Annotated in this window: 14 protein-coding genes; 6 read left to right on the forward strand and 8 right to left on the reverse strand. The window is 64.3% G+C overall.

The features are described from left to right. Positions 1-1,475: MocR-like pyridoxine biosynthesis transcription factor PdxR (gene pdxR, locus EV669_RS00005; RefSeq protein WP_132097555.1), on the reverse strand; the 1,475-nt coding region annotated here is incomplete at its 3' end. Between the two features lie 88 nt (positions 1,476-1,563). Here pdxR and EV669_RS00010 point away from each other — a divergent pair. The 3 genes from EV669_RS00010 (at position 1,564) to EV669_RS00020 (ending at position 6,645) form a co-directional block, all read left to right on the forward strand. Then, positions 1,564-2,682, forward strand: coding sequence for a GNAT family N-acetyltransferase (locus tag EV669_RS00010; protein WP_318271251.1), 1,119 nt, complete (start codon positions 1,564-1,566; stop codon positions 2,680-2,682). A gap of 79 nt (positions 2,683-2,761) precedes the next feature. After that, positions 2,762-4,201 (forward strand): hypothetical protein, encoded by a 1,440-nt coding sequence (locus EV669_RS00015; RefSeq protein WP_132097557.1) that lies wholly within the window; start codon positions 2,762-2,764, stop codon positions 4,199-4,201. An 86-nt stretch (positions 4,202-4,287) separates the two neighbouring features. Continuing rightward, positions 4,288-6,645, forward strand: a complete 2,358-nt coding sequence (locus EV669_RS00020; RefSeq protein ID WP_132097558.1) for a diguanylate cyclase — start codon at positions 4,288-4,290, stop codon at positions 6,643-6,645. Positions 6,646-6,696: 51 nt separating this feature from the next. Here EV669_RS00020 and gabD read toward each other — a convergent pair whose 3' ends face one another. The 6 genes from gabD to EV669_RS00050 form a co-directional block, all read right to left on the reverse strand. After that, positions 6,697-8,157: an NADP-dependent succinate-semialdehyde dehydrogenase gene (gene gabD, locus EV669_RS00025; RefSeq protein WP_132097559.1), complete on the reverse strand. Its 1,461-nt coding sequence runs from the start codon at positions 8,155-8,157 to the stop codon at positions 6,697-6,699. Between the two features lie 63 nt (positions 8,158-8,220). Next, positions 8,221-9,486, reverse strand: coding sequence for a 4-aminobutyrate--2-oxoglutarate transaminase (gabT, locus tag EV669_RS00030; protein ID WP_055434258.1), 1,266 nt, complete (start codon positions 9,484-9,486; stop codon positions 8,221-8,223). A gap of 240 nt (positions 9,487-9,726) precedes the next feature. Next, positions 9,727-11,022, reverse strand: a complete 1,296-nt coding sequence (locus EV669_RS00035; RefSeq protein WP_132097560.1) for a TolC family outer membrane protein — start codon at positions 11,020-11,022, stop codon at positions 9,727-9,729. Between the two features lie 10 nt (positions 11,023-11,032). Then, positions 11,033-14,092 (reverse strand): efflux RND transporter permease subunit, encoded by a 3,060-nt coding sequence (locus EV669_RS00040; RefSeq protein ID WP_055434256.1) that lies wholly within the window; start codon positions 14,090-14,092, stop codon positions 11,033-11,035. 10 nt (positions 14,093-14,102) lie between these two features. Then, on the reverse strand, positions 14,103-15,182 hold the full coding sequence (locus EV669_RS00045) for an efflux RND transporter periplasmic adaptor subunit (RefSeq protein WP_132097561.1): 1,080 nt from the start codon (positions 15,180-15,182) through the stop codon (positions 14,103-14,105). A gap of 1 nt (position 15,183) precedes the next feature. Further along, positions 15,184-15,837: a TetR/AcrR family transcriptional regulator gene (locus EV669_RS00050; protein ID WP_132097562.1), complete on the reverse strand. Its 654-nt coding sequence runs from the start codon at positions 15,835-15,837 to the stop codon at positions 15,184-15,186. Between the two features lie 142 nt (positions 15,838-15,979). On the opposite strand from EV669_RS00050, the gene argB reads away from it, so the two are divergent. Both argB and EV669_RS00060 read left to right on the forward strand, forming a co-directional pair. After that, positions 15,980-16,852, forward strand: a complete 873-nt coding sequence (argB, locus tag EV669_RS00055; RefSeq protein ID WP_054287032.1) for an acetylglutamate kinase — start codon at positions 15,980-15,982, stop codon at positions 16,850-16,852. Positions 16,853-16,957: 105 nt separating this feature from the next. Further along, positions 16,958-17,395, forward strand: a complete 438-nt coding sequence (locus EV669_RS00060; protein WP_054287031.1) for a CBS domain-containing protein — start codon at positions 16,958-16,960, stop codon at positions 17,393-17,395. Positions 17,396-17,404: 9 nt separating this feature from the next. Here EV669_RS00060 and EV669_RS00065 read toward each other — a convergent pair whose 3' ends face one another. Next, the gene (locus tag EV669_RS00065; protein WP_054287030.1) at positions 17,405-18,193 is read right to left on the reverse strand and encodes an IclR family transcriptional regulator; all 789 of its coding nucleotides are present in this window, start codon (positions 18,191-18,193) and stop codon (positions 17,405-17,407) included. A 170-nt stretch (positions 18,194-18,363) separates the two neighbouring features. Here EV669_RS00065 and EV669_RS00070 point away from each other — a divergent pair, with 170 nt between their 5' ends. Next, positions 18,364-19,545, forward strand: coding sequence for an acyl-CoA dehydrogenase (locus tag EV669_RS00070; RefSeq protein WP_055434254.1), 1,182 nt, complete (start codon positions 18,364-18,366; stop codon positions 19,543-19,545). The last annotated feature ends 72 nt before the right edge of the window (positions 19,546-19,617 follow it).

A 19,617-nucleotide genomic window follows, 5' to 3' on the forward strand; every position in this document is an offset into this window, starting at 1 on the left:
ACCGGGTTTGGTGGGTCCAGTGCGTCCTCCAGCAGATCCGCCAGTACATGTGCTGCCGTGTGCAGCGCACGCTCTTCGACGCCCGCATAACCTAGTACCAGTCCCGCCCCGCTTGCCTCCCCAAGTCGGTGTCTGCCAAGAGGGCGCAGCCACAGCCGCTGGGCCGCACCCGCTGCAGACAGCGCACGCTCGTCCACCCCCTGCGGTAGATGCGCCAGCAGATGCAGTCCCGCTTCACCTGAAGACAGTACCAGCGCATCCCCCAGTCGCCGTTGCAGGACCTCTCGCAGCAAACCCTGGCGTATCGGATAGAGCTCACGCATCCGCCGGACATGACGCGCCAGGTGGCCCTGCGTGATGAAAGCGGCAAGTGCTGCCTGAACGGCATAGTCACTTTCGCGGTAGAAGCGCATGTTGCAGCTTCGAAATGCCGCCACCAGCCCTTCCGGCAGCACCATATAGCCTAGCCTGAGCGCCGGAAACATCACCTTGCTGAACGTGCCCACATAAATCACCGGCCCATCCTCCGCCAAACCCTGTAATGAAGACAGCGGGGCCGAGGCATAGCGGAACTCACTGTCGTAATCGTCCTCGATGAGCCAGCACCCATGTGTCCGGGCGTAGTCGAGCAGTGCCAGCCGTCGTGCCAATGGCATGACCACTCCGGTCGGATATTGATGCGACGGGGTGAGGTAGATCAAACGGGGCGTCGGACCTGCGGGCGCTGCGGCGGGATTGAGCCCCTGTTCGTCTACTGCGACCGGCACCAGATTCAGGCCTGCCCCTGCAAAGGCCGCATGTGCGCCGGCATATCCGGGGTCTTCCATCCATACCGGGTCTCCAGCGTCGGCAAGGAGGCGGGCCGCCAAATCTAGCCCTTGCTGCGCACCCTGGACGATGAGCACGCGCTCGGGTGTGGCGCGTACACCGCGGGACAGGAAAAGATACTCGCACAGTGCCTCACGCAATGCGGGTAGCCCCCCCTCTGCGGTATAGGCATGCCAAGCCTCGAGTGCCGTACGCCGATGACGGTGCAGCAGCGTCTGCCAGACGGTATGTGGAAAACGCTGGATCTCCGGTACGCCCGGTGCAAAGGCCCCCGTCAGACCCTGCGGTAGGTTCGCCCGGGCTGCCAGCGCCTGGCCACGTGAAGACAGACCCACCCGTGAGGCAGGCTGCGCTGCATCCGAGGGCACGGTTTTCGTGAATAGGTCGGCGACGAAGGTGCCAGCCCCTTGGCGGGTGACAAGATAGCCTTCGGCCAGCAGCTGTTCATAGGCGGCCAGTACGGTGTTACGGCCTAGCTGCAGCGTTTCGGCCAACCTGCGACTGGGAGGCACGGCGGTTCCGCCTGCAAGACGGCCACTGCGTATCGCCTCCCACAGCCAGGCATACAGCTGACGGTGTAGGGGTTGGGCCAGCTTATGGCGGTCGAGGTGGCCAAGGAGGGCATCGACAATCCAGTCACCAGACAAGTGGTTCTCTCCAGAATGGGAAAACTGGTTCTTCAAGGGGGCCAACGTTATGAGTAGCCTAAGGTACATCCCTACAGGAGACCCTGCAATGACCCACCCCCAGATTGCTTTTTATGAAGCCAAGCTTGCCTATGAGACCGACCCGGCCGATGTGCAAGCAGCCCTCGCTGCCGGCAAGAAGTGGCTGCTGGTCGATGCCCGCAGCACTGACGCGTATGCGCGCGAGACCATTCCTGGCGCGCTTTCGATTCCGCATCGCACAATGAATACTGAGACCACTGCCTGTCTGCCGCGTGACCATCTGATCGTAACCTTCTGCGACGGTATTGGCTGCAACGGCTCCACGCAAGGGGCCTTGGCGCTGGCACGGCTTGGTTTCAATGTGAAGGAGATGCTGGGCGGCATTGATTGGTGGAAGCGCGACGGCTATGCGACCACGGCCTCACCCGGTCGCGTAAGCGCCCTGGCCTGTGGCTGCAGCGGGGAGGGGACGGAGGCCGCAGAGGAGGCAGGTCTGCCGCTGGGTGAACCCGTGCCGGGCTGGAAGGGCGCGCGCGTACCGGAGCCCGTGGTGCTGCAGGGAGTGTTCTGCCGGCTGGAGCCTTTCGACACGGACCGGCACGCGTCCTCCCTCAGAGCGGCGCTGGCAGAGGATCAGCGCGCAGAAGGCTGGACCTATCTGATGGACCCGCCGGCCGATGAGGCTGCCTTTGCAGCCTGGTGTGCCGGTATGACCGCCAGCCAGGATCCGGTCTTCTACGCGATTGTGAATCCGCAGACCCGGGAGGCGCTTGGGGTGGCCAGCTACCTTCGTATTGACCCCGCCAATGGGGTCATCGAGGTGGGCTGGCTGCATTTCTCCCCCAAGCTGCAGCGCACCCGGGCGGCTACCGAGGCGATGTATCTGATGATGCGTCAGGCATTCGCCTGGGGCTATCGCCGTTACGAATGGAAGTGCAACCGGCTGAATGCGCCCTCCATGGCAGCGGCGCGCCGGCTGGGCTTTAGCTATGAAGGCACTTTCCGTCAGGCGCGAGTAGATCGGGGGCGCAACCGGGACACAGCTTGGTTCTCGGTGCTGGATGGCGAGTGGCCCAAGCTGTCGGCGGCTTTCGAGCAATGGCTGGCCCCGGGAAACTTCGATGAAGCGGGCCGGCAGCGTGTCTCGCTCTCTTCCCTGACCGCTGCGGCGCTGCCCGGTCGTTGAGGTCGCAGGTTCGGGTTTCGGCCCGGCGTGTGCTCGGGGTAAAATAATGTGTTTTTACCCCGAGCACACGCGCAAAACGATGAGACCCCACCCCCGCAATGCTCGCATCAAGGGCGACCCGTTTCTGCCAGGCCGTTTCATATTCGGCGACTCGCTCGATGACAAGGGCCTGGAGCCCTGCGAATACGTGATCCACACCGAGGCACCGGCATTCATCTGCCGGCTGGTGGGGAACGACGACACCCCCTTCGTGGGGCGGGATGCCGAAAGCTTCGCCAGCGCCATGTTGTTTGACGAAGCCGAGAACATCACTCTCTACGTCTGCAACGCAGGCTTTCGCCTGTTCGACTTCAACTTCATCGACGAGGTCCCCACGGCGGGAGCATTGCAGCAGATCTGTGACGAAGCCATGCAGGCCTACCAGCGGTTGCAGGAAGCGTATGCAGAACGTGAATCCGGCTACCGCAACCGCGAGATGCGCACCGGCCCCACCGAACCCTTGCTGCCGGCCGAACGCACCCGTCACATCCAGTCCCTGAAGGACAAGGCTCGGCAGGCGCTGGAGCAGCCCTGGATGAAGATGCAGCTGGCAGCCGATGTGCAGATGGCGCTGGCCGGCGGCGACCAGGCGGTGTTCACCGAGGCACAGCTTGCGCTCATGGATACGCCGGATGCGCGCCAGCTATTGATCGGCACAGCCCGGGGCAGCATTGCCCAGCCGGAAGTCATGCGCAAGGATGGCAGCATCGTCTCCTTCGAGTTGTGGGCCCTGCCGTTCGCCTTTACTCGCTCGCAAGGAGGCGTCTGGTGGCATTTCCCCATGCTCGAAAAGCTGGAGGTGCCGCTGGCGGATGCGCTGGAGGTGCCCGAGAAATCCATTCTGTGGATCTCGCCCACGCTCTTCACGCTGGAGATGCTGCACGACCGCGCCTGTCAAAACCTGATTCATCTGGCCCCGGTGATGGATGCCGGCTGCGACTTCGCCCCGTTCGATCCCGACGCCTCACGCGCCACCTACGAGGCTGCACGGCAGACGCGTGAGCCACAGCGGGTGCTGGCGTGGATTCCCTTCCTGATTGAACGTGGTGCAGTCCCCGCCGACCGGGTGCGGACTCATGCGCGTCGGGCGCTGGAGTCCGCCATGCCGGTGGTGCAGGAGGCGATCGCCCGTGAAATGGAGTACGAGGAGGCGGAGCTCTTCGCCCCACAGCCGTGGTGGGATGCGCTGGAAAACACAGTGAAGGCCTGGAACCGCAAGCGCCTGGCCACCTCCATGGCCCTGCTGGCGGCCACGGCGGGCACTCTGTCCGGGCTGAAGGCCGAAGTCGAGTATCAGCCGGAGCAGCAGGCGTATGACCTGCGCCTGCATCCCGAAAATCAGCCGACGCTGGAAGTCCGCGTCAATTGGGTGGTGCAGCCCGATGTGGCTCCGGATCGGGAGGCAGCGTATGCCGATCTCGCTGCTTGCCTGGCCGAGGCAGGCATTCCGTTGTCCGAACGCATCGGCCGCATCCACTGAAAGGCAGGCGCCGACGGCCCGTTGCGGGCGGGCTGCAAAGGCTGTGATACCCTTGCGCCTCGTCCGTATCGACCGCAGCGCCGGCCATGCCCCTTTTCAACTCGCTCAAGACCCGCATCGCCCTGTTTGGCGTCTTCGTCGGCCTTCTGCTGATCGTTGCCGTCGGGCTCTTCTTTTACGAAGAAGGTCGTGCCCGGATCCGCGAGGTCCAGTTCCGTCATCTGGCGGACATCGCCGACCGGGTCGCCGCCGACCTTGATGACCGAGTGCGCACCCGGCGTCAGCTGGTCGCGGCCGCTGCGGCCGGTCTGGAAACGACCGGGCCGGTTTCCGCGCAGCAAGCGCCCGGCCTGCTTGCCCAGCTGCGTCTTCTAAAGGGCGCATTCAATAGTGTGGTGCTGTACGGCCCGGATGGCGTGATTCTGGCCGATTACCCCCATCTGCCCGGTCGTGCCGGGCTTAGCGTGGCCGACCGCTCCTATTTCCTGCAAACGCGCGCCACGCTCAAGCCGCAGATCTCGCCGCCGTTACGCGCGCGAGGCAACCTGAACCGCTCAATAGTCGTGTTCACTGCCCCGGTGCGTGACACCGCCGGTCGCTTTGCCGGCATGGTGGGGGCAACGCTGGAGCTGCATTCACCGGAATTCTTTGACGATCTGCGCCGACTGCGGGTGGGCCAGAGCGGTTATATCACCCTCACCTCAATCAGCTCGGAGCTGACGATTTATCACCCCAACCCGCGTCTGGTGATGAAACCGGTGCCGGGGCCGCAGGCGAGCCCGGCGCTGCATCGCGCACTGAACGGCTGGCGCGGCGCCACCGAAACTGTCAACAGCAGTGGCCGGCAGGTGCTGGTGGCCTTCCGCCCGCTGAACAGCGTGGACTGGTTGGTCGGGGCGGTGCTGCCGGTGGAGGAGGCCTATGCCCCGATCCGGGCCCTGCTGCGCGATTATCTGTTATTGGCGGCATTGGCAGTGCTGGCCGTGCTGCCCCTGATGTGGTGGCGGATGCGACGCATGCTCAGGCCGCTGGATGTACTGCGGGCCCAAGTGCGGGCGGTGAAGCTGCGTACTGCACGTCTGCCGCTGCAGATTGAAGGCTATGAGGAGCTGACGGCGATGGCCGGTGAGCTGAGCCAAGTGTTCGAGGAGCGCGAGGCTTTCGAGGCTAGGCTGGCCGAACGCGAGGCGTTCTTCCGCACCCTGAATGATGCCTCGCCGCTGGGTGTACTGGTGATCGAGCCGGACGGAACTGTGGCCTATCTCAACCAGGCGGCGCTGCAGCTGGCGGGCGGCGGCCAGCCGGCCCAATGGCGGGGGCAGCCCTGGATACGCCTGGTGCACCCAGAGGACCGGGCCGGGGTCGAGGACCTGGCGCGTACCGCGCAGGAAGGCCGACATTCACTGACGCTCTACTGCCGCATCGCGCGCACGGAGCCGCCCGCGCTGCAAGTGGAGCTACGGCTGCACCCCTTGGCCGAAGACGGTTCTGCCCGCTCGCTGCTGGTGTTAACCGACATCACAGAGCGCGAGGCCACCAAGCGGGCACTACTGGCTGAGCGGGAGCGGGCGATGGCGATCCTGGGCTCGATTGCGGATGCAGTGGTGCTTACCAATCATCTTGACGAGGTTCATTACCTCAATGCACCGGCCGAGCACCTGCTGGGGACGGTGCAGGCAGAGGCTTTCGGCCAACCGCTGGCGCGTCTGGCCCGTTTCCTGCAGCCCGAGACCGGGCTGGAGGTCTCCTTGCGGCGGCTGGAGCTGCAGGGACGACTGCATCACTTGGAACTGGACCTGCTGCCCGCAGCGGGCCCGGCGGCGCCGGTGGAGCTGACGCTGTCGGTCGTGGCTATGCCGGGGGCCACCGAAGGCTACCGGGTGTACGTGCTGCATGACGATGCCGAGCGCCGCCAGCGCGAGCGCCTGCATCGCTGGGAGGCATGCCACGATGCCCTGACCGGCCTGTACAACCGGCGTGGGTTCCACGATGCGCTGGCCAGCCTGCTCGACCGCCCGGACCGTGGCGCCCGCCCGCATGCGCTGGCGATGTTCGACCTGGATCACTTCAAGACGGTCAACGACAATGCCGGCCACCTCTCCGGCGATCGCCTGCTGCAGGCAGTGGCACTGGTAGTGCAGCAACGCATCCGCACCTCTGACGCGGCGGCGCGGCTGGGCGGTGACGAGTTCGCCGTACTGCTCTACAACTGCGACCTGGGGCATGCTACGGCTGTGATGGAGGATATCCGTCGCCAGATTGGCGCGCTGGAGGTGGCCTGCAACGGTAATCGCTATCAAGTCAGCGCCAGCATCGGCCTGACCCTGCTGGGGACGGACGATGCCTTGCCGGAGCAGGCCATCGCCCGTGCGGACGAGCTGTGCTACCGCGCCAAGCATGCGGGACGCAATCGCGTAGAGACCGCCTATGAGACCGGCGCATAAAAAGGGGCCGGACAAGCCGGCCCAAGCGTCTCACACTAGCAGGGTCAATCGTCAGCGGTCCATGCCGCCCAAGAGCACATATTTGATCTCGAGATAATCCTCGATACCGTATTTCGAGCCTTCCCGGCCGAGACCGGACTGCTTCACGCCGCCGAAGGGGGCCGCTTCGTTGGAGAGGATGCCATTGTTGACGGCTACCATGCCGTACTCCAGTCCCTCGGCCACCCGGAAAATACGGCCGATGTCACGAGCATAAAAGTACGAGGCCAGGCCGAATTCGGTGTCGTTGGCCAGCCGGATGGCTTCCTCTTCGGTCTCGAAGCGGAACAGCGGCGCCAGCGGGCCGAAGGTTTCCTCGCGCGCCACCTTCATCTCGGCGGTTACCCCAGTGATCACCGTCGGCTCGAAGAAGCTCTGGCCCAGCGCATGGCGCTTGCCGCCAGCCACCAGTTCTCCCCCCTTGGAGAGCGCATCGGCAATGTGCTCTTCCACCTTGCGTACTGCATTCTCGTCGATCAGCGGGCCCTGGTTCACGCCTTCCTCCAAGCCATTGCCCACTTTGAGCTTGCCCACAGCGGCAGCGAACTTTTCCGCGAACGTGTCATATACACCCGCCTGGACGTAGATGCGGTTGGCACAAACGCAGGTCTGGCCGGCGTTGCGGTACTTGGAGATCATCGCGCCCTCTACCGCCGCGTCGAGGTCGGCATCGTCGAACACGATGAACGGCGCATTGCCGCCGAGCTCCATCGACACCTTTTTGACTGTGTCGGCGCACTGGGCGATCAGCTTGCGGCCCACTTCGGTGGAGCCGGTGAAGCTGAATTTCTTGACGGTATCCGAGCCGGTGAGCACGGCGCCGATCTCGGTGGCGCCGCCGGTGATCACGGAGAACACTCCAGCCGGGATGCCAGCACGATGCGCCAGCTCAGCGATGGCCAGGGCGGACAGGGGGGTCTGACTGGCCGGCCGCACCACCATCGGGCAGCCGGCGGCAAGGGCCGGAGCGGCCTTGCGGGTGATCATCGCATTGGGGAAGTTCCAAGGCGTGATCGCAGCGGTGACACCGATCGGCTCTTTGGTTACCAGAATGCGGCGATCCGGGCCGGGCGCGGGAATCATGTCGCCATAGATGCGCTTGCCTTCCTCTGCGTACCACTCGATGTAGCTGGCGCCATAGGCAATCTCGCCGCGCGCTTCGGCCAACGGCTTGCCCTGCTCGGCGGTCAGCAGCACGGCCAGGTCCTCCTGGTGTGCCATCATCAGGTCGAACCACTTGCGCAACAGCGCAGCACGCTCCTTGGCTGTCTTGCGGCGCCAGAGCTGGAAGGCTTCCGCTGCGGCAGACACCGCTCGTTCGGCCTCGGCACGCCCCATCTTGGGCACATGGGCGATCACCTCGCCTGTGGCCGGGTTGGTTACGGCGATCTTCTCACCGTTGTCGGCATCCACCCACTCGCCGTTCAGGTAGCACTGCTGCTTGAGGAGCGAGGCGTCTTTCAGATTCAGCATACGGGTCTCCGGCGAAGACGGGCAGTCCCGACCAGGTTGGCCGAAGCGACTGCCCGGAAGGGGTCAGGCAAGAATGGCGGCTTCAAGTTTGTCGAGGGCTTCGGCAAACACGCTGTCCTCGATGGTCAGCGGGAAGAGGAATCGCACCACATTGGCGTAAATGCCGCAGGTGAGCAGGATCAGGCCGTTCTCCAGCGCATGCGCCTGCACTTTCTTGGTGAAGTCGGCATCCGGTTCATGGCTGCCGGCCTTGCTGAACTCCACCGCCACCATGGCGCCCAGGCCACGCACTTCCGCGATCTGCGGCACACGCTGCTTGAGCGTGTGCAGGCGCTCCTTGAGCTGGTCCCCCAGACGGTTGGCGCGCTCCAAAAGGTTTTCTTCCTCGATGACGTCGATGACGGCATCGGCTGCGGCCAGCGCCAGCGGGTTGCCTGCGTAGGTGCCGCCCAGTCCGCCGGGTGCCGGCGCATCCATCATCTCGGCTCGGCCTGTTACCGCGGCCAGCGGGAACCCACCGGCCAGTGACTTGGCCAGCGTGGTCAGGTCCGGGGTCACGTCATAGTGCTGCATGGCAAACAGGCGTCCGGTGCGGGCAAAGCCGGCCTGAACCTCGTCCGCGATCATGACGATGCCGTGCTCGTCGCACAGCGCGCGGATGCGGCGGACGAACTCGGCCGGAGCAGGGTAGAAGCCGCCCTCTCCCTGTACCGGTTCGAAGATGATGGCGGCTACGCGCTTGGGATCGATGTCGAATTTGAACAGCTTTTCGATGCCGGCCATGGCATCGTCTACCGACACCCCGTGCAGTGCATTGGGGAAGGGCGCGTGATAGATGTCACCCGGGAACGGGCCGAAACCCACCTTGTACGGAACGACCTTGCCGGTCAGCGCCATGCCCAGAAGGGTACGGCCGTGGAAGGCACCGCCGAAAGCGATGACGCCGGCACGGCCGGTGTAGGCGCGCGCGATCTTGATGGCGTTCTCCACTGCCTCGGCGCCGGTGGTGTAGAAGGCGGTCTTCTTGGCAAAGCTGCCGGGCGTGAGCGCATTGAGCTTCTCAGCCACGCGGATGTAGCTCTCATAGGGCACGACCTGGTAGCAGGTATGGCTGAACTGGTTGAGCTGTGCGGCCACAGCGGCCTGCACGCGGTCGTGCAGGTGGCCGGTGTTGAGCACGCCGATGCCGCCTGCAAAGTCGATGTAGCGCTTGCCCTCGGTCGTCCAGAGTTCGGCATTCTTGGCGTGGTCGATGAAGAAGTTGCACATCACGCCGACTCCGCGCGGGGTGGCGTCGGCCTTGCGTTGCAGCAGTTCCTGGGTGCTCATGGTTTCTCCTGTAGATGATGGACCGGCCCGTGGACAGTTGGGTCTGCCTTCATCAGGCGGCCGGTCGTGGCAGTGCAATTATTCTAATCACGTGTTTAGCAAAAAGCTACGGCCATACCGATAAATTAAACACGCGTTGGGTAGTGAAAACAACACTCGCCCGCAGGCGGCTGCCCCGTGCCGGCAAGCATGAAAAACCCCGGCCGGAGCCGGGGGTGTGGGGGAGGCGGGGTGGACACATCAGCCCGCTTGACGTAGTGAGCGATTCACTTCGGCCAACCCCGCTTCGGTGAGCTCACCGGTGGCCTGCAGCAGCTGCAGACGCGCGGTCAGGTAGTTGTAGCGGGCCTCGGCCAGCGAACGCACGGTATCGTAGTAATCCTGTTCGGCCCGCAATAGATCGAGGTTGGTGCGCACGCCCACTTCCCGGCCCAGCCGGGTCGATTCGAGCTTGCTGCGCGCCGAGACCAGGAGCTGCTCCTGGGCACGCACATAGGCGGCCCCGTTGGTCACGCCCAGGTAGGCACGACGCACGTCTTCGCGTACCTGACGGCGCGAGGCCTCCAGCCGGTCGCGCGCGGCCAGCTCACGGCTTGCCGCTTCCCGAATCTGCGAGCTGATGCCACCCCCGGCGAAGAGCGGCATCGTGACAGTCAGGCCCACGCTGCTGGCGCGGGTTTTCGGGCTGGGGCCCATACCACTGTCGTTGTCGCGATAGCCTGCGTTGAGCTCCAGCGTCGGCAGGCGATTACCACGCGCCGCCAGCAAATCGGCACGAGCGGTTTCCAGTTCCTGGGCGCGGGCTCGCACATCGAAGCTGTTGTCCAGCGCGCGAGCCTGCCACGCTTCCAGCGCGCCTTGCGCGGTGACCAGCTCGATGCGCTCGGCCAGGGGTTGTATGCCGGCCGGGTCCAGTCCGGTCAGACGCGCCAGCGCGTTGCGAGCGATCTCCAGGTTGCTCTGGGCGACGATTTCCTGCGCGGCAGCGGCGTCATAGCCGGCCTGTGCCTCATGGGTGTCGGTGATGGTGGCGGTGCCGACCTCGAAGGCGGCGCGTGCCTGGGCCAGCTGGTTCTCGTAGGCCTTCTTGCTGGCACGGGTGGCCGCCAGGCTGTCCTGCGCCAGCAGGACGTCGAAGTAGGCGCGGCTCACATCCACGATCAACTGTTGCTCGTTGGCCAGGTACTGAATATCAGCCAGCGCCGCACCGGCCTGGCCGCGGCGGTAATCGGCGAACTTGCCCACGTCGAAGACCGGCTGGCTCAGTTCCACGCCATAGCCGCGGCTGGTGTACGAGGCCATGTCGGGTTCGATCGGATTGTTGCGGGTAATGCTGCCGGACAGACCGATCTGCGGCAGCAGCCGGGCGCGGCCCTGGACGGCCTTTTCCTGCCCGGCGTCACGATCGGCGCGTGCAGCGGCGAAGCCAGCATCGTGCTCGCGGGCAGCCCGCCAGGCATCCAGGAGGTCATAGGCGGACGCCGTACCGGCCATTCCGGACAGACACAGCGCCAGGATTGTATTGCGGAATCTCATCGTATTCTCTTCATCGGGTAGCCTGCGGGCGCGTGACCTTGAACCACTGGGCATACAGCGCGGGCAGGAACAGCAGGGTCAGAACCGTGGCCACCAGCAGGCCACCCATGATCGCAACCGCCATCGGGCCCCAGAAGGTGCTGCGCGTGAGCGGGATCATGGCAAGGATCGCGGCCAGTGCGGTCAGCATGATAGGCCGGAAACGCCGGATCGTGGAACCGATTACGGCATCCCAGCGCTCGATGCCTTCGCTGATGTCATGCTCGATCTGGTCCACCAGGATGACCGAGTTGCGCATGATCATGCCAGCCAGTGCTATCACGCCCAGCATTGCCACGAAGCCGAACGGGGCGCGGAAGGCGATCAGCGTGAGCGTGACGCCGATCATGCCCAGAGGCGCCGTCAGCAGCACCATCAGCGTGCGCTGGAAGCTCTTGAGCTGCAGCATCAGCAGCGTGAGCACAATCACCAGCATCAGCGGCTGCACCGCCGCGATGGCCTCCTGCGACTTCTTGCTGGCCTCCAGCGAGCCGCCAAGCTCGATGTGGTAACCCAGCGGCAGTGTTTTTTCCAACGCCTGCATTTTCGGCCACAGTGCAGTGGAGATGTCGGAGGCCTGCACACCGTCAGCGGCATCGGCCCGCACCGTGATCGTTGGCAGCCGGTTACGGCGCCAGATGATGCTGTCCTCGGGTGCATAACTGATGGTGCCCAGCTGCGACACCGGAACGAAGCGCCCGCTGGTGGTCTGGATCATCAGGTTGCCAAGCGCTTCGACATCCTTGCGCTCGCCTTCGTTCAGACGTGCCACCACCGCAATGGTGCGGTCGCCCTCGCGCAGCTCGGTGACGGTGGAGCCGGAGACCAGCATCTGCAGCTGGCGGCCGAGCGCCTGCGTGGAGACACCTAGTACCCGCGCTTTGTCCTGGTCCAGCGTGATCCGCAATGCCTTCACCTGCTCGCCCCAGTCGTTGTTGACGTGACGGGTGGCTGGATGGGCCCGCATCAGGGCTTCCACGCGGGCGGCGATGCGGCGGACCTCGTCATGGTCGCGGCCCATCACGCGAAACTGCACGGGGTAGCCCACGGGCGGGCCGTTCTCCAAGCGGGATACCCGACCGCGCACCATCGGAAAGTCCGTTTCAAAGAGGTGCTCCAGCTTGCTCTTGACGGTTTCGCGCACCTTCTCGTCCCCGGTCATCACCATCAACTGCGCATAGTTGGTGTGCTGCTGCTGCTGATCCAAGGGTAGGTAGAAGCGCGGACTGCCGCCGCCCACATAGGCAGTGACGCTGGTGATGTTGGGGTCGCCCTTGAGGCGTGCCTCCAGCCGGTTCACTTCACGCGCAGTGGCTTCATAGCTCGCGCCCTGGGGCAGCCACAGATCGACCATCAGTTCCACCCGGTTGGATGAAGGGAAGAACTGCTGCTGGACGAAGAGCTTGAAGGCCCCCAGCGAAGCGAAGAAGGTCAGTACCGTAATCACGATCACCAGCTTGCGATGGTCCAGGCACCACTCCAGCACCCGGCGAAAGCGTCGGTAGAAAGGCTTGTCGTAGACGGCCTCGTGCGCGTGGCTGGCCAGATGCTCGGGCAGCAGGCGATAGCCGATGAAGGGGGTGAACACCACGGCCACGATCCACGACAGCACCAGCGCCAGCCCAACCACCGCGAACAGGCTGAAGACATATTCGCCGGCATTGGAGCGTGCCAGCCCCACCGGCAAGAAGGTGGCGGCGGTGATCAGCGTGCCCGTCAGCATCGGGAAGGCGGTGCTGGTGTAGGCGAAGGTGGCGGCCTGCATCTTGTTCCAGCCCTGCTCGAGCTTGAGCTGCATCATCTCCACCGCGATGATCGCATCGTCCACCAGCAGGCCCAACGCAATGATCAGCGAGCCGAGCGAGATGCGCTGCAGATCGATCTTGAAGAAGTACATCGCCAAGAAGGTCATGGCCAGCACCAGCGGGATGGACAGGGCCACCACGACGCCGCTGCGCCAGCCCAGACTGAAGAAGCTGACCGCCAGCACGATCACCACCGCCTCTACCAGCGAGCGCATGAACTCGTTGACCGAGCTCTTCACCACTTTGGGCTGATCGGAAACCGCGTCGATTTCCAGGCCCACCGGCAGCTTGCGGCGCATGTCGTCCATCAGGCTGGAGAGGTTGGTGCCGAGCTTGAGCACGTCGCCACCGTCCTTCATGCTGACTGCCAGTAGCAAGGCTGGCTTGCCGTCATAACGGATGCTGAACGTGGGGGGGGTCTGATAGCCACGCGATACGGTAGCGATGTCACCCAGCCGGAAGGTGCGGCCATTGACGCTGATCGGCGTGTTGGCGATTGTTTCCACCGAAGTGTAGTTGCCCGTGGGGCGTAGCCAGATGCGGTCGGTGGGGGTCTCGAACACGCCCGCCGGCGTGGTGGCGTTCTGTTCGGCCAAGGCGTTCCAGATGGTGCGGGTGTCCAGCCCCAGCGTGGCCAGTTTGGCCGTCGAGAGGTCCACATGGATGCGCTCTTCCTGCTCGCCCAGGATCTCCACCTTGCCGATGTCCGGCAGGCGCAGCACCTCCCGCTTCACGTTCTCCACCTGCCGGCGCACCTCTTCATAGCCGAATCCGTCGCCGGTGAAGGCGTAGAGGTTGCCGAAGGTGTCCCCGAATTCGTCGTTGAAGAAGGGGCCGCGGAGGTCGGATGGCAGAGTGGGGCGGATGTCGCCGATCTTCTTGCGCACTTGGTACCACAGGTCGGGCACCTTCTTGGGCGCGGTATCCTCACGGATGGAAAGCACGAAGACCGCTTCGCCCGGCTTGGTGTAGCTCTTCACATATTCGAGGTCGCCCATCTCGAGCAGCTTCTTCTCGATCTTGTCTGTCACCTGCGCCTCGGTTTCCTGGGCGGTCGCGCCAGGCCACACGACCCGCACCATCATCGCCTTGAAGGTGAATTCCGGGTCTTCCTTCTGACCCAGGTGCATATAGGCCCAGATGCCTGCAGCCATCAGCACCACCATCAGGTACTGCACCAGTGGCTGGTGGCGCAATGCCCACTCCGAAAGGTTGAGTTTCTTCATCGGGCGCGCCTCACTCCTTGAGCAGCGTCACGCGCTGCCCGTCACGCAGCAGGTGTACCCCTGCCGTCACTACCCGCTCGCCGGGACGCACGCCGCCGGACACCGCCACCCAGTCGCTGCCGACGGCGGCCACCGTTACCGCCTTTCGGCCAACCTTGGAGGTCTTGGGGTCTACTATCCACACGAAGTGCTTGCCTCCTTCGTCCAGTAGCGCCGTCAGCGGCAGACGCATCGCATCGCCACGGTTGGCCGAAGGCAGGGTAACGGTGGCGCTCATGCCCAACTGCGCCGCATCGCCCGCGCCCATGATCAACGCCCTCGCGGCATAGGTACGGGTGGCTGGGTCGGCGTCGGCCGCCAGTTCACGCAGCACGCCCCGGTAGCGGGCGTTGCCTGACCACAGCCGGATTTCCAGCGCCGGCGCCTTGCGGATCTGGGCCAATGCATTTTCCGGCACTTGGAAGGCCACTTCGCGTTCACCGTCCGCTGCCAGCCGTGCCACCGCCTGACCGGCGGCCACGACCATGCCCGGTTCGACGCTGATGGTACTGATCACGCCGTCTGCCGGTGCGGTCAGCGTGGCATAGGCCGTCTGGTTGCGGCTGGCACCGAGCTGGGCGCGGGCCTGCTCCAGGCGTGAGCGGGCCGCATTGACCGCATTTTCCTGACGCTCCACCTGCGAGCGGCTGATGAAGTTGCGTCCCAAAAGCTCCCGGTAGCGGGCCAGGTCGGCCGCCTGCTGGGTCAGGTCCGACTCGGCGGCCGCCACCGCGGCCTGCTTGGCCGAAAGGTCGAGCCCGTAGTCGGTGGCATCCAGGCGGGCGATGGGCTGGCCGCGGCGCACGCGTGCGCCCGCATCCACCATGCGCTCGATCACCTTGCCGCCGACACGGAAAGCGAGTTGCGTTTCGTGCCGGGCACGTACCTCGCCGGCAAAGCTGGGGCCGCCGGCCTCGGCTGTGCTGCCAGCCATCGTGGTGCGCACCGGGCGCACCTCCTCGACCGGGGCCGCTTCCTTGGCGCAGCCCGCAAGGGTCAGGGCCGCCAGCAGCGTGGCCGCCAGCGGGCGCAGGGAGAAAGCACGCGTCATGTCAGTTTTCCTCTGATGTGTTGTTGTTCTTCAGTCCGTACAGAATCAGGTCGAGCGCCACCGCCAGGCGCCGGCTGGGGTCGGCATCCTCACCGGCCTGCAGGATGCAGCCGAAGGAGTGGTCCCAGACCATAGAGGCGATCAGGGGGGCCATCAGGGTGTCCACCGCCGATTCGACCGGTACTGCCCGGAATTCGCCCCGGGCCATGCCCAGACGGATCAGGTCGGCCACCATCGTCCGGCCACGCAGGATCACTTCCTGGTAGTAGAAAGTGGCCAGTTCCGGGAAGTTGGCCGCCTCGGCCATCATCAGCTTGCACAGGCCGGCCCCACGGGTGGAGCCGATGCGGGCCCACCATACTTCCATCAGCAGAGCCAGCAGCGAGGAGACATCGCCTTCGTGCCGGGCTGCCAGCTGCGAGAGATCGCTCAGCTCGTTGACCAGCGACTCGCGCACCACGGCCTTGAAGATGTCTTCCTTATTCTGGAAGTAGAGATAGGGCGTGCCCTTGGTCACGCCGGCTGCGCGGGCAATGTCTTCCATCTTGGTGGCGCGGAAGCCCTTTTCCACAAAAAGCTCCAGCGCAGCATCGAGGATTTCGCCGGGGCGCACGTCCTTTTTGCGCTGCCAGCGGGAGGGTAGCTTGGCTGTCATCGACCTTCCTGAATCCGTATTCACTAACCGCCGGCCACTTTATGCAAAAAGCACTCGTCTGACAATTAATAAATCACAGTTCATTAGTCGGTGTGTTTAGAATCGGACACTCCAAAAACCACCCACAACGGGAGATAACGACGTGAACGTTCCTGCTGCCGAGAAGGCGCTCGTACTGGCAGAAGCCCTGCCTTACATCCGCCGCTTTGCCGGCAAGACCATCGTGATCAAGTACGGTGGCAACGCGATGACCGACGACGCGCTGAAGGAAGACTTCGCCAAGGATGTGGTGCTGCTCAAGCTGGTGGGCATGAACCCGGTGGTGGTGCACGGTGGTGGCCCGCAGATCAACGAGCTTCTGGAACGTGTAGGCAAGGAAGGCCGTTTCATCCAGGGAATGCGCGTCACCGACAGCGAAACCATGGACGTGGTCGAAATGGTGCTGGGCGGCCTGGTGAACAAGGAAATCGTCTCCCTGATCAACAAGCACGGCGGCAAGGCTGTGGGCATCACCGGCAAGGACAGCCACTTCATCCGGGCCAAGAAGATGTATCTCAAGTCGGCCGACGAAGAGCCGATCGACATCGGGCAGGTAGGAGAAATCCAGAGTATCGACCCGAGCCTGGTCGCGCTGCTGGAGCAGCAGGACTTCATCCCGGTGGTGGCGCCGATCGGCGTGGGTCCCAATGGCGAGGCCTACAACATCAATGCCGACCTGGTGGCCGGCAAGCTGGCCGAAACACTGGCCGCTGAAAAGCTGATCCTGATGACCAATACCCCCGGCGTGCTGGACAAGAACGGCGAACTGCTGACCGGGCTGAGCGCCAAGCAGGTGGATGCACTCTTCGACGATGGCACCATCCACGGCGGTATGCTGCCCAAGATCAGCTCGGCACTGGATGCCGCCCGCAACGGCGTCAACTCGGTGCACATCATCGACGGTCGTGTCTCGCACGCGCTGCTGCTGGAGATTCTCACCGATGCAGGCGTCGGCACCATGATTCGCGCGCACTGAGCGCTGCCCCAGGCCCGGTCGCAATGGCCGGGCTGACAACGGGCCCTGCTTGGCTATAGTGAAGACATCCCCCGGTCTTTACCCACCCCTCTCCGGAAGGAAGCCATGCAAACCGTACGCCAACTCCTCGACAACAAGAAGCAGCATGCCGGTCCGATCGCCATCGCGCCTGAAGCCACCGTGTTCCAGGCGCTGGAACTGATGGCCGAGCACGACATCGGTGCCGTACTGGTGATGGAAGGCAAGAACGTTGTCGGCATCTTCTCCGAGCGCGACTACGCGCGCCGCATCATCCTGCAAGGCAGAACTTCCACCGGCACGCCGGTGCGCGACATCATGACCAGTCGCGTGCTCTTCGTCCGCCCCGAGAATACCGTGGACGACTGCATGGCGCTGATGTCGGAAAAGCGCATCCGCCACCTGCCTGTCCTGGACGAAGGCGGCGAGGTGTGCGGCGTGCTTTCGATCGGTGACCTGGTGCGCGCCACTATTGAGGAACAGGAGCACGTCATCGGCCAGCTGGTGCAGTACATTCACGGCTGACCGGTTGCGTCAGCGCGAAGGGATGAGGCGTTCGCGCAGTGCCTGCAGGGCCGGAGCGATGCGTTCGCGCATGGTTGCGGCATCGAAGACGAAAGCCGGCCCGCTGGCGTTCAGGCTCATCGGCGGCTGGCCGGGCGCGGGGGAGGGCAGATGCACCCCCACGGCCATCACGTCCGGCTCGTATTCGCCGAACGAGGCGGAGTATCCCTGCCGGCGGTATTCGGCCACGGCTTCGTCCAGCTTGGCCGAAAGTTCGGCCCAGCGGGTGCCATAACGCTGCGCCAGTTCCCCTTCCAGCCGGCGCCGCTCCGGTTCGGCCAACCCTGCGTAATAGGCTCGGCCGATGGCGGTGGTGGCCACCGGGACGCGCGAGCCGACCGTTAGCTGCACCGACACCCGGGCCTGGCTGCGACAGGTTTCCAGATAGACCATGTCCGTGCCGTCGCGCACCGCCAGGCTGACCGATACGGTATGGTCCAGGGCGAACTCGCGCATCAGCGGTGCAGCCAGCTGGCGGATGTCGTAGCTGGCCAGTACGGCAGACCCCAAAGTAAGAGCCGAGATGCCCAGCCGGTAAAAGCCGGTGATTTCATCCTGGGACAGATAGCCCAGTCTGGTCAGAGTGTAGGTCAGCCGCGACACCGTGGACTTGGGCAGCCCGGTGCGTTGCGCCAGCGCCAGGTTGGACAGTGCCCCCTCTCCGGGCCGGAAGGCTGCCAGCACGCTCAGCCCACGGGCCAACGCGCTCACGAACAGCCGGTCCTTGCCTTCTTCTTCTGTCGTATCCACTTCGCTCATCGTGTGTCCTCTCGGGCGCTTTTCGAATCCGGGACGTTTTTTACCACGCAAACCCCGACCCGTTTGCCAAAACCTCTTTACAAGTTTTGTCTGGCTTGGCTAATCTATTTTGCAATGTAGAACGAAATTCCGCAATGCGGAACTAATAACCCCTACAAGGAGAATCTGCGATGGCCAGCACCCGCGCCCCCTTCACTTGGGACGACCCCCTTCTTCTCACCGACCTTCTGACCGAAGAAGAGCGCATGGTGCAGGACACCGCCCGTGCCTACTGTCAGGAGCGCCTGCTGCCGCGCGTCCTGACCGCCAACCGGGAAGAGCGCTTCGACCGTGAAATCATGAACGAGATGGGTGAGCTTGGCCTTCTGGGCTGCACCATCGACGGCTACGGCTGTGCCGGCCTCAGCCATGTGGCCTACGGGGTCATTGCCCGCGAGGTAGAGCGTGTGGATTCCGGTTACCGCTCGGCCATGAGTGTGCAGTCTTCGCTGGTGATGCACCCCATCTGGGCCTATGGCACCGATGCCCAGAAGGAGAAATACCTGCCCAAGCTGGCCAGCGGCGAGTGGGTGGGTTGCTTCGGCCTGACCGAACCCGACGCCGGTTCCGATCCGGCAGGCATGAAGACCCGTGCCCGTAAGGTGGACGGCGGCTACATGCTCAAGGGCAGCAAAATGTGGATCACCAACAGCCCGATTGCGGACGTGTGCGTGGTGTGGGCCAAGGACGACGAAGGCGAGATCCGCGGCTTTGTCCTCGACCGTGGCATGGAAGGCCTCTCCATGCCCAAGATTCACGGCAAGTTCAGCCTGCGGGCATCGATTACCGGCGAGATCGTGATGAACGACGTGTTCGTGCCGGAAGAGAACGCCTTTCCCGAAATCCGTGGCCTCAAGGGTCCGTTCGGCTGCCTGAACAAGGCACGCTATGGCATTGCCTGGGGGGCGATGGGCGCGGCCGAGTTCTGCTGGCATGCCGCCCGCCAGTACACCCTGGATCGCAAGCAGTTTGGCCGCCCGCTGGCCGCCACGCAGCTGGTGCAGCTCAAGCTGGCCAACATGCAGACTGAGATTGCCTTGGGCCTGCAGGCCGCGCTGCAGGTGGGCCGGCTGATGGATGCCGGTCGTGCGGCACCCGAAATGATCAGCCTGATCAAGCGCAACAACTGCGGCAAGGCGCTGGACATTGCACGCGTGGCGCGCGACATGCACGGCGGCAATGGTATCGCCGACGAATTCCACGTCATCCGCCACGTGATGAACCTGGAGGCCGTCAACACCTACGAGGGCACGCATGACGTGCATGCCCTGATCCTGGGCCGCGCCCAGACCGGTATTCAGGCTTTTGCCTGATTGAGCGGCAGGGGTCAGGCTCCACCAGCCCCTGTTGTTGGTTCCTGTCTGTCCTTGGGGCCCGGGCGAACC

Source organism: Gulbenkiania mobilis (assembly GCA_004346645.1).
Taxonomy (GTDB): domain Bacteria; phylum Pseudomonadota; class Gammaproteobacteria; order Burkholderiales; family Chromobacteriaceae; genus Gulbenkiania; species Gulbenkiania mobilis.